The 11343-nt window shown below is 72.6% G+C and carries 8 protein-coding genes; 3 read left to right on the plus strand and 5 right to left on the minus strand.

What is annotated here, in order from left to right; translation table 11 throughout:
- The first annotated feature begins 114 nt into the window (after positions 1-114).
- Positions 115-1845, plus strand: a complete 1731-nt coding sequence (locus tag AB0917_RS30965; RefSeq protein ID WP_366823012.1) for a hypothetical protein — start codon at positions 115-117, stop codon at positions 1843-1845.
- A gap of 10 nt (positions 1846-1855) precedes the next feature.
- On the opposite strand, the gene AB0917_RS30970 is transcribed toward AB0917_RS30965, so the two are convergent.
- From AB0917_RS30970 to AB0917_RS30985, 4 genes are all read right to left on the minus strand, one after another.
- Positions 1856-4087: an NB-ARC domain-containing protein gene (locus AB0917_RS30970; RefSeq protein WP_366823006.1), complete on the minus strand. Its 2232-nt coding sequence runs from the start codon at positions 4085-4087 to the stop codon at positions 1856-1858.
- Positions 4084-4539 (minus strand): hypothetical protein, encoded by a 456-nt coding sequence (locus AB0917_RS30975; protein WP_366823007.1) that lies wholly within the window; start codon positions 4537-4539, stop codon positions 4084-4086. The genes AB0917_RS30970 and AB0917_RS30975 overlap by 4 nt, the downstream gene beginning before the upstream one ends.
- 144 nt (positions 4540-4683) lie before the next feature.
- Positions 4684-5097, minus strand: a complete 414-nt coding sequence (locus AB0917_RS30980; protein WP_366823008.1) for a DUF6069 family protein — start codon at positions 5095-5097, stop codon at positions 4684-4686.
- Positions 5094-5720 (minus strand): helix-turn-helix domain-containing protein, encoded by a 627-nt coding sequence (locus tag AB0917_RS30985; protein ID WP_366823009.1) that lies wholly within the window; start codon positions 5718-5720, stop codon positions 5094-5096. The genes AB0917_RS30980 and AB0917_RS30985 overlap by 4 nt, the downstream gene beginning before the upstream one ends.
- A gap of 294 nt (positions 5721-6014) precedes the next feature.
- Here AB0917_RS30985 and AB0917_RS30990 point away from each other — a divergent pair, with 294 nt between their 5' ends.
- Complete coding sequence (locus tag AB0917_RS30990; RefSeq protein ID WP_366823014.1) at positions 6015-6929, plus strand: DUF3048 domain-containing protein; 915 nt, start codon at positions 6015-6017, stop codon at positions 6927-6929.
- Positions 6930-6999: 70 nt separating this feature from the next.
- Here AB0917_RS30990 and AB0917_RS30995 read toward each other — a convergent pair whose 3' ends face one another.
- Positions 7000-8733 (minus strand): discoidin domain-containing protein, encoded by a 1734-nt coding sequence (locus AB0917_RS30995; RefSeq protein ID WP_366823010.1) that lies wholly within the window; start codon positions 8731-8733, stop codon positions 7000-7002.
- 356 nt (positions 8734-9089) lie between these two features.
- Between AB0917_RS30995 and AB0917_RS31000 the strand changes: the two genes are divergently transcribed.
- Positions 9090-11282, plus strand: coding sequence for a discoidin domain-containing protein (locus AB0917_RS31000; protein ID WP_366823011.1), 2193 nt, complete (start codon positions 9090-9092; stop codon positions 11280-11282).
- Positions 11283-11343: the final 61 nt, after the last annotated feature.

Raw genomic sequence — 11343 nt, forward strand, 5'->3', positions numbered from 1 at the left:
CGAGCCGCGAGCCGCGAGCCGCGAGCCGCGAGCCGCGAGCCGCGAGCCGCGAGCCGCGAGCCGCGAGCCGCGAGCCGCGAGTGGGCGGTGTACCCGTAGCCTTTCGGGGTGGCCATGCACGCTAGTCAGCCTCTCCGCGTTCCCGTCGGGGCCGACGCCGGGCGGTGGAGCACCTTCCACGGTGAGAAGACCCTGGTCGTAGCGGCCCGTACGGTCACCTCGACCGTGCGGGTCCTCGAATGCCTGCCCGCCCTCCTCCGCGGGGACGGCCGGGTCACCGTCGTCTTCGCCCACGACCCCACCTCCGCGTTCAACGACGGGGTGCTGGACCTGCTGCACGACGCGGGCTGCCGGGTCATCCCCTGGGAGCAGGTGGGACAGGCGGACCCCGACCTGATCCTCACCGCCAGCGAGAACATCGACGTACCCGACGGCCACTGCCCCGTCCTGGTGCTGCCCCACGGCATCGGCTTCCAGAAGCAGGTGCCGGATTCCCGTGCTCGGGGCGACCGGCTGTCGGGGGTCGTGCCGGACAGCCTGCTGGAGTCCGGCAGGGCCTGGCTGGCCATCTCGCACCCGGGCCAGGAGGAGCAGCTGCTCTCCTCGCACCCGAAGGCGGCCGGGCGCACGCTGCTCGTGGGCGACCCCTGCTACGACGAGTTGCTGGGCAGCGTCGACCGGGCGGGCTCCTACCGCCGGGCGCTCGGCGTGCCCGACGCGCACCGGCTGGTGGTGCTCAGCTCCACCTGGGGGCCGACGTCGCTGATCGGCCAGGACCCCGCCCTGGCCGCCCGGCTCCTCGCCGGCCTGCCCTACGACGAGTTCCGGGTGGCGGCGATCGTCCACCCCAACGTCTGGTCGGGGCACGGTTCCTGGCAGATCCGCAACCTCCTGGCGCCCGCGCTGGACGCGGGGCTGATGCTGATTCCCCACATCCACGCGTGGCGCTCGGCGCTGGTCGCGGCGGAGGTGATCGTGGGCGACCACGGGTCGGTCACCCTGTACGGTGCGGCGCTCGGCAAACCGGTGCTGCTGGGGGCCTTCGGGAGCGAGGCCGTCCCCGGCACGGCGGTGGCCGCGCTCGGGCGGGCGGCGCCCCGTCTCGACGCGCGCGGTGACATGCGCGGACAGATCACGTCCGCCCTCGCCTGGCAGCGGCCGGAATCCCTCGCCACCGTCGCCGAGGGCGCCTTCGACCGGCCGGGGCAGGCTCTGCCACGGCTCCGTGCCGCGCTGTACGACCTGCTCGGCCTGCGCGAACCGGTGCCCTCTCCCCCGCCGGAACGCTATCTGGCCGAGCCCGAGGAGACCGGTGCGAAGGTCACCGCCTGGACGGTCACCACGACCGGTCCGCCGGGGGCCGGGCCGGGTGCCGTGACCGTACGCAGGCAGCCCGCGGCGGTGTCGCGGGAGCGGGAGGAGGGCGGCGCGGGCGAGGAGGAGGCCGCCGGGCGCTTCCGCCATCTCGCCTGCGACGAGCGGGAGCCGGACCGGCGGGTGGTGGAGAGCGCCTCGGTGGTCCTGCGCGGCGCTCCCTCCCGTACCGCGGCGGCGGGTCTCCGGTGGGCCGGCGAGACCCTGGACCGCCTTCCGGGCTGCCGGCTCGTGGCGACCGCCCTGGCCGGGGGCGGGTTCCTCCTGCGGCTGCGGGACGGCCGGGTCGTGGAGGCGGCCATGACCGGGCCGGCGACGGATCCCGGGCTGCCGGCCGCGGCCGTCTACGCGCTGCTGCGCGCGGCCGCCCCGCTGGACGACGCCCTGGTCACCCTGCGGGTCGGGGCGCGCGAGGAGGACGTGGCGCTTCGGCTGCGTCCATCACCCTCGCCCGGCTCCGCACCCCGCTGAGGCGCCCGGCTCACCCCGTCGCGCCGCCTCCCGCCAGCCGCTGCCGCAGCTCCTGCGCGCGCGGGCTGCCCCCGGCCTCGTAGATCTCCAGGGCACGTTCCAGGTGGGTGCGCACCTCCTGGGTATCGCCCTGCGAACGCTCCTGGATGCCGGCCAGCGCGACGAGCGCCTGGGCCTCGTAGTGGGTCGCCTCCTGGTCACGGAGGGCCCCCGCCCCTTCCCTCAGGGCCCGTACCGCCTCGTCGGTCTCGTCGAGGTGGTCGTGGGCGATGCCGATGGCCACCCGGACCCGGGCCGCCATCCGCAGGTCCTTGCGGGCGAGGAGCTGGTCGTGGGCTCCGCGCAGGGTCTCCAGGGCCGCGCGGGAGTCTCCGGCCGTGTCCTGGGCGCAGCCGAGGAAGTAGGCCGCGATCGCGGCGCCCCGGCCCTCGTTCGCGACGGTGTTGAGGTCGAGGGCGCTGCGGTAGGCCTCCATGGCGCGGACCGGGTCGGTGCGGTCCCAGTGGCGTCCGGAGAACTCCTGCACGGAGGCGCGCACGACCAGGTCGCCGGAGACCTCGGCGCAGGCCTGGGCGGTGTCCAGCTCGCGCCGGGCGGCCTCGTACTCACCGAGGTCCATCAACGGGCGCGACAGGAGGCTGCGCAGCCGCGCCTCGGCGGCGGGCACCAGGGCCTCGGCCGCGGCGGCCGCCCCGAGTTCGAGCGATTCCCGCCAGTCGCCGAGGTGCCGGTGGTGGAGGAACAGGACCGTGAACGCCTCCGCCAGCTGCCACACCTCCGTCCGCAGCGTCCCCTCGCGCGCGGCGGCCCGCAGCACGCCCAGGATGTTGCGGTGCTCGGCCTCCAGCCAGTCCACGGGCCGGGGTGCGTCCGGCGCGGCGAAGGGGTCAGGGACGGTGGAGAGCAGCTGGTCGAGGTCGGCGATCCGCAGCCGGTCCAGCCGGATCGCCCGGTCGGCGAGGGCGGTGAGGGCCAGGTAGTGCAGCGTCACCCGCCGCAGGAGGGCGGGCCGCTCAGCCGGCGCCTCCTCCTCCGTCGGGTGCAGCGTCACCCGCCGCAGGAGGGCGGGCCGCTCAGCCGGCGCCTCCTCCTCCGTCGCACGGTCACCGGCGTGCAACCGTACGAGGCCGTGGAGGCGGAAACGGCCGTCCGGCATCTCCTCCAGCAGGCCGGCACCGGTCAGCGCCTCCAGGGCGTCGGCGGTGCGTTCCGGGTCCAGGCCCGCCGCCACCGCCGCGACTCCGGCGTCGAAGGTGGCCGCCGGGTGCCAGCCCATCAGGCGGTAGAGGCGGGCCGGTTCCGGGGCGAGTTCGCGGTAGACGAGATCGAATGCGGCGGACACGGACCGCTCCTTTCCGAGGGACATCCCTGCCAGTCGGCGCGACTCCACGGCCAGCTCCGCCGTGAGCGCCGCCAGGGTCAGGCGCGGCCGGGCCGCCAGCCGCCCGGCGACCACGTGCAGCGCCACCGGCAGCCCGTCGCAGAGCTCCACCAGGCGCTGGGCCGAGGCCGGGTCGGCGGCGATCCTCCGCGCCCCGCACCGCTCGGCGAGCAACTCCAGGGCGCTGTCCCGGTCGAGCGGCTCCACGGCCATCAACCGGGCGCCGTCCAGGGCGAGTTCCCCGAGGCCGCTGCCGCCGGCCACCACCAGGAAGCTGCCTTTCCCCTTGGGGATCAGCGCGGCGGCCTGGCCGGGCTCGGAGACGTTGTCCAGGAAGACCAGCAGCCGCCGCTCCGCGGACAGGCTCCGCAGGAGCCGGACCCGGTCCGCGAAGGAGGCCGGAATGTAGGCGTCGTCGACGCCGAGGGATCTCAGGCAGCACCGGGCGGCCTCGGAGACATCGGCTCCGGCCGTCTCTCCCCGCAGGGCGGCGAAGTCCACGTAGATCTGTCCGCCCGGGAACCGCTCCCGCCCCTGTTGCGCCCAGCGGGACACCAGCGCGGTCTTGCCCACGCCGGGTGGCCCGTGCAGCGCGGCGAAACCGACCCCGGTGCCGCCCTCCTCGGGCGCCAGCCAGCCGTCGAGCGTGGCGAGGCCCTCGGTCCGGTTGATGAACCGCACCGTCAGTGGCGGGATCTCGTCGGGTGTGACCCGCACGCCGGTCGGGGGCGCCTGCTGGACGGTGTACGTGATGCCGCCGTGGATCGTGGCGGCCTGTACGACCGGGCCGTGGATGGTGCCGGAGAGGTCGTTCCGCGCGGCAATGTGCCCGGAGCCCCGGCCGGATTCCGGGGTGCTCATGCGGTGCCCGGTTCCGGCCGGGGCGCCGCCGTGCCTCCGCTGTTGAAGGTCAGCCCGGAGATGTCGTGCCCCTGGATCACCTGGCCGTAATAGGTTCCCCCGTTGGTGTTGTTGGTGACCGTGACGGTGGGTGCCGGGGCCTGGTGGGGGGCCAGTTCGTCGAGCAGTTCCCGCAGCTCCCCCGCGGCCTCCGGGTTGTCGCGCAGGGCCCTGCGGAGCCTGATCCGCCAGGCGGCCGCGATGTCGTCGGCGGTGTCCTCGTCGCCGTTGCGGCGGGCCGCGATCAGCTCCTCGCGGGACTCCTCCAGTTCGGCGTCGACGGCGTCGTCGCCCTCGCGCCGCGCCAGGAACCGGGCCACTCTCCCGCGTACCTGCGTCCAGGCCTCCGTCGCCATCAGCCCCACGAACGCCGTAGCACCCGATGCCGCCAGTGCCGTCAACTCGGCTTCCACCGGACCCCCTCCGCCTCACCCGTCACCGTACGGGCACGTGAACCGCCCCTGGTGCAACCGTAGAGAGCGAAGGGTCCCATCGGAAGCGGAATCGAGCGCGCGGCGGCGTGCAGTTCCAGCCATGTCGGCCGGGGGCGGGCCGTGTCACGGCGTGCGGCGCCGCACAGCGGTGTCCCGGGCGGGCAGACCGGTCATGAGCACCGCCGCCACCGCCACGTGCATCAGGGCCAGGGAGGTACGCGTCCCGGTACTCATCCCTGATCCGGTCAGCGGAAGGAACGACAGCAGGAGGACGGAGCAGGCGCTCACGCTCCAGATGAGGCGCGGCCGTGGTGTCCACCGTTCGAGGGCCGCCAGCAGCGCCCAGCCGAGCAGTGAGATCAGCAGTGCGAGGACCGCGACCGGTAACAGGCCTATGTCCAGGGTCTCCCCCGCCTCCGCGTCGGTGATCCGCAGCCGGTGGCCCAGGAGCGGTTCGGTGACGAGCCAGACGAGGGCGGGGGCCAGGACGGCCACGAGGACCGTGGCGCCACGGCGCCGCCGGGCGGGGGCGGTCATCGGGCGGCCTCCTCGGCGTGGACGAGCGCCCCGTGGAGGAAGACGTCCGCCAGTTGGTGTGCGGTGAGGCGGGAGGTGTCGTCGGGGTGCGGGCGGGTGAACAGCAGGCCCAGGAAGAGTGCGGCGATCCGGTCGGCCGGGAGGCGCAGGGTGTCCTTGTCGGGTTCCAGAAGGTCGGCGACCGCGCCGCGGATCGCCGCCATGGACTCCTCGCGACCCATGCCCCGGATCTGCTCACCCGTCCGGGTCTCGCGGCGTCGGTGGCCGGAGGCGTGCAGCGATCCGGCGATGGCGCCCATCCGGTCCAGGTGCGCTTCCAGGGCGTCGGCGGCCTCGGCCAGGCGGTCCGGCAGGGGGAGGTCCGAGGGGATCGACATCAGTTCGCGTACGGCGTGGTCGTGGCGCATCGCTTCGGCCATGCAGGCGTCGAGCAGCTCCTCCTTGTCGGCGAAGACGCGGAAGATCGTCGCCTCGCCGATACCGGCGGCGCGCGCGATCTTGCTGGTGGTGACGGCGGCGCCGTACTCGGCGATCAGCGGAATCGCCGCCTTCACGATCATTTCCCGGCGCTGTCCGGGGCTCATGCCCGCGGCGCGTCGGCGGGTCACCGGTTGCTCTGTCATGACCCGAACCTTACGGAGTGAGCACTCACTCCGTCAATGCCGTGCCCGCCCTCCGGCTCCCTCCCGGCCGCTCCGACGCCTGACGCAACCGCGAACCGGCCGGAGGCGTGATGATGGACGAGGGGACAGTGACGCGGCGGCGCTCCGCCGGGACGCCCGGCCGGTGCCCCCGGAAGGGCGGTCGCCATGTCCGTGGTCCGATCGAAGACATCAGCCCGGTCGAAGAGACCGGCCCGAACGCGGGCGTCGGCCAGGTCGCGGGCGTCGGCCCGGTCGAGGACACCGGCCGCCGCCCTGCTCACCGTGCTCGTCCTGGTCCTCCTCGCGGCCGGCTGCACGGGCGGGGACGGTTCGGAGCCCGACAGCCACAGCAGCCCGTCCGGTACGGGGGCGGGCGCGAAGGTGCTCGCGGTGAAGATCGACAACGTGGCGCCGGCCCGGCCGCAGACCGGTCTCGAACGGGCGGACATCGTCTACGTCGAGCAGGTGGAGGCCGGCCTCAGCCGACTCCTGGCGGTCTACTCCTCCGACGTGCCGCCGGTCATCGGCCCGGTCCGCAGCGCCCGGGAGACCGATCTGGAGCTGCTGCGGCAGTTCGACCGGCCGGTGCTCGCCTTCTCCGGCGCCCAGAGCAGGCTCCTGCCGGACATCGACCGCGCGCCCCTGGACGCCGTACCGCCGTCGGCCGCGCCCAGGGCGTACTTCCGGAGCCCGGAGCGGCCGGCCCCGCACAATCTCCAGCTGCGGCCGGAGAGGATCCCGTACACCGCTTCGGGGACGAACGCCGTGGAAGCGCTGGGGCTGAGGTTCGGGCCGGCGCCGCCCGGCGGAAGGGCCGAGGACAGCCGCACGGTCCGATTCCCGTCCGCGCGCACCACCTTCACCTGGTCGGCCGAGCGCGAGCGGTGGCTGGTCGCCATGGACGGCTCCCCCGCCCGTACGAGCGAGGGCGAGCCGCTGGGGGCCGCCACGGTGATCGTGCAGGACGTGACCGTACGCCCGTCCGACTTCGGCGACCGGTCCGGGAGCAACACCCCGTTCACCGAGACCGTGGGGTCGGGGACCGCTCTCGTGCTGCGGGAGGGCACGGCGTACGAGGCCCGGTGGACGCGCCCCGCGGCGGACGCGGACACCCGGTTCACCACACCGGACGGTGAGCGGATCGACCTGGCCGAGGGGCCGCTCTGGATCGTGTACGCGCCACGATGAGTCCGCCGCGCACGGGCGCGGTCCGGGCCACCGGCCGTGGTCCGGACCGCGCCTGTGCGGGAGGGGCCTGTTACTGCCAGACCCTGACGTAGTCGACGCTCAGCTTCTGCGGGAACCGGGTGGTGGCGTCCGGCGAACCGGGCCAGTCGCCCCCGACCGCGTTGTTGAGGATCAGGAAGAAGTCGTGGTCGAACACCCAGGGCCCACGGGTGCGCTCCAGCTCCTCCCGGTCGACCCGGAACGTCACCTGGCCGTCGACCCGGAACGTCATGCCCGTGCTGTTCCAGTCCACGGCGAAGGTGTGGAAGTCGTCCGCGAAGTCGGCGCCCCCGGGCAGTGAGTAGGGGCCTCCGTAGCCGTTCGCACCGTTGTACGCGGGTGCGTGCAGGGTGGAGTGGACGGTGTTGGGGTCCTTGCCGACGTGTTCCATGATGTCGATCTCACCGGTGTAGGGCCACGGGCGGCCCTTGTCGAAGTAGTCCGCGCCCAGCATCCAGAACGCGGGCCACAGGCCCTGCGTGCCGGAGACCTTGATGCGCGCCTCGACCCGGCCGTAGGTGAACTGGAACTTCCCGTAGGTGTTGAGCCGCGCCGAGGTGTACTGGCAGGTGGTGCTGCCGCTCAGCGGGTCGGGCGGGCAGGCCGAGCCCGGGGTGGGCTCCCGGCGGGCCTCCAGGACGAGCGAGCCGTTGCCGTCCTGGGCGGCGTTCTTGTTGTCGGTGTAGTACTCCAGCTCGTTGTTGGGTCCGGTTCCTGTCTCCGGGACCCACTTGGCCGGGTCGGGTGCGGCGCCGGCGGGGCCGTTGAACTCGTCGCTGAAGACCAGCCGGTCGTAGGTGGGTTCGGCGGGCAGCGGCGGGGCGGGGATCGGCGCTCCGCCGGTGCCCCAGACCTGGAACTCCCAGAGCGAGTGGCCGTATTCGCCGCTGCGCTGGGTGAGGTACAGCCGTACGTGCCGGCCGGTCCCGGTGACGTCGAGCGTCTCCTTGAAGCCGGTGCCGGAGGTGGTCTGGTGGATCGTGGTCCAGTCGGTCCCGTTGTCGGAGACCTCGATCCGGTAGCCCCGGGCGTAGGCCGGGTCCCACTGGAGGACCACCCGGTGGATCTCGGCGCGGGCACCGAGGTCGACCGCGATCCAGCCGGGGTCGGTCCAGCCGCCCTCGGGGCTGGTGGCCCAGCGGCTCGCGGGGTCACGGTCGAAGGCCTTGTCCGGGGTGCACTCCCAGCAGGTGCCGTCGTGCTGGGAGGTGGAGGCGGACCCTTCCTTGCCGTACGAGAGCAGGACATCGCCGCCGGGCTCGCTGTCCCCGGTGGTGGAGTAGACCTGGAACTCGTGCAGGGAGTAACCCCAGGGGGTGGCGCGCTCGGTGCCGACCAGCCGGATGTAGCGGCCGGTGCCCGAGACGGTGAGGGTCTCGACGCCCCCGGTGCCGGTGGTGGTGGAGTGGATCGTCGTCCACTGCTGCCCGTCGGCGGAGAGCTCGATCCGGTAGCCCTTGGCGTACGCGGCCTCCCAGTCGAGCACGACCTGGCCGACCGCGGTGCTCGTACCGAGGTCGACGCGGATCCACTGGTCGTCGGTGAACTCGCTGGACCAGCGGGTCCCGGGGTCGCCGTCCACGGCGTTGGCGGCGACGAAGGAGCCCTCGGCGCTGGAGGCGGTGGCCGGTTTCCCCTGGGAGACGAGGACGGCCGCGGCGACGGCCCGTTCGGGGACGAGAGCCACCGAGAGGGTGAACAGGAGGGCCACGGCGGCCATGACGGCCAGGGCGCCTGTGAACCGTGGTGTTCCACGGGCATTCATGCGAACTCCTTGCTCTGTAGCGGGATCGAGGCCGAGAGAGCGCTCCCCCGCAGTGGGGAGCGTGGCGGGAGCGACGCCAACCGTCAAGGGGGCGCGGGCCAGTTGAGGTACGCCTCAAGGAAGACCCCATCCGACTTGTCACGCCAGATCGCCACCAACTACCCCTGAGCCTTCAGGAGATGAAACATCAAGCACCCCAGAAGGCCGATCGCACCGATCCTGTGCACAACTCTTGACGTGGCCGAAACGCGGCGGAATCATTCGGCTTCCGAGAGAGCGCTCTCTTCCTTCCCGGGGAGCGTGTGCCGCCCCCCACCTCCGCCCCCGCACCTATTGAGACCTCAGGAGATCAGGACATGTCTGTTGCCCTCGTCAGACCCTCGCGGCCCCCGCTGGCCGCACTCCACCGATGGCGCGCTCTCGGCTTCGCCCTGGTGACCGCCCTGGTCGCGGCCCTGCTCGGGGTGGCGCAGGCCTCCCCGGCGCAGGCCGCGCCCGTGCTCCTCTCCCAGGGCAGCCCGGCGACCGCCTCCAGCGAGGAGAACGGCGGTACGGCCCCGGGCAACGCGGTCGACGGCGACCCCGGGACACGCTGGTCCAGCGCCTTCTCCGACCCGCAGTGGATACGGATCGACCTCGGCTCCCCGGCCGCCCTCAGCCGGGTCGAGCTCGCCTGGGAGGCCGCGCACGCGAAGAGCTACCGCATCGAGCTCTCCACCAACGGCAACGACTGGACGACCGCGTACAGCACCACCAGCAGCCAGGGCGGGAACGAGACGCTCACCGTCTCGGGCGACGCCCGCTACGTACGCCTCACCGGCACCGAGCGCGCCACCGGATACGGCTATTCCCTCTGGGAGTTCAAGGTCTTCGGTACGCGGGGCGGGGGCGGCGGCCCGGAGATTCCCGGTGGCGGCGACCTCGGACCGAACGTCCATGTCTTCGACCCCTCCACGCCCGACATCCAGGGCAAGGTCGACGAGATCTTCCGGCAGCAGGAGTCCGCGCAGTTCGGCACCGGCCGGCACGCGCTGCTCTTCAAGCCCGGCACGTACAACAACCTCAACGCGCAGATCGGGTTCTACACCCAGATCGCGGGTCTGGGTCTCCACCCGAACGACACCACGTTCAACGGTGACGTGACCGTGGACGCGGGCTGGTTCGACGGGAACGCCACGCAGAACTTCTGGCGTGCGGCGGAGAACCTGACCCTCAACCCGGTCAACGGCACCAACCGCTGGGCGGTCTCCCAGGCCGCGCCGTTCCGCCGTATGCACATCAAGGGCGGGCTCAACCTCGCGCCCGACGGGTACGGCTGGGCGTCCGGCGGCTACATCGCCGACAGCAAGATCGACGGCGAGGTCGCTCCCTACTCCCAGCAGCAGTGGTACACCCGCGACAGCTCGGTCGGCGGCTGGAGCAACGGCGTCTGGAACATGACCTTCTCCGGTGTCCAGGGTGCTCCTGGGACAAGCTTCCCGGACCCGCCGTACACCACGCTGGACACCACCCCGGTCTCGCGCGAGAAGCCCTTCCTCTACCTCGACGGCAACGAGTACAAGGTCTTCGTCCCCGCGAAGCGCGTCAACGCGCGCGGCGTCTCCTGGGAGGGCGGGAACCAGCAGGGTGAGTCCGTCCCGCTGAACCGCTTCTACGTCGTCAAGCAGGGCGCCACCGCGGCGACGATCAACGCGGCGCTCGCCCAGGGCCTCAACCTGCTGTTCACGCCCGGTGTTTACCACATCGACCAGACCATCAACGTGAACCGCGCGAACACCGTCGTCCTGGGGCTCGGCCTCGCGACGATCATCCCGGACAACGGCGTGACCGCGATGAAGGTCGCCGATGTCGACGGGGTGAGGCTGGCCGGCTTCCTCATCGACGCCGGTCCGGTCAACTCGCCGACGCTGCTGGAGGTCGGCCCGCAGGGCTCCTCCGCCGACCACTCGGTCAACCCCACCACCGTGCAGGACGTCTTCATCCGCATCGGTGGCGCGGGCCCCGGCAAGGCCACCACCAGCCTGGTAGTCAACAGCAACCACACGATCATCGACCACACCTGGCTCTGGCGCGCGGACCACGGCGAGGGCTGGGGCTGGGAGACCAACCGCGCCGACTACGGTCTCCGCGTCAACGGCGACGACGTCCTGGCCACCGGCCTGTTCGTCGAGCACTTCAACAAGTACGACGTGGAGTGGTACGGCGAGCGCGGCCGCACGATCTTCTTCCAGAACGAGAAGGCGTACGACGCCCCCAACCAGGCGGCCATCCAGAACGGCGACACCAAGGGCTATGCCGCCTACCGGGTCGACGACTCGGTCCAGCAGCACGAGGGCTGGGGCATGGGCAGCTACTGCTACTACAACGTCGACCCGACGATCATCCAGGAACACGGCTTCAAGGCACCGGTCAAGCCGGGCGTGAGGTTCCACAACCTGCTGGTCGTCTCCCTGGGCGGCCAAGGGCAGTACCAGCACGTGATCAACAACATCGGCTCCCCCACCTCGGGAACGTCGACGATCCCTTCGACCGTCGTCAACTTCCCCTGACCTCACCGCCGTCCCTGAACCGGGGACGGTGAGCCGGTCCGGTGTCCGGCGGCCCGGACCG

Origin of the sequence: Streptomyces sp. NPDC007346 (assembly GCF_040703535.1) — a bacterium.
Taxonomy (GTDB): Bacteria; Actinomycetota; Actinomycetes; order Streptomycetales; family Streptomycetaceae; genus Streptomyces.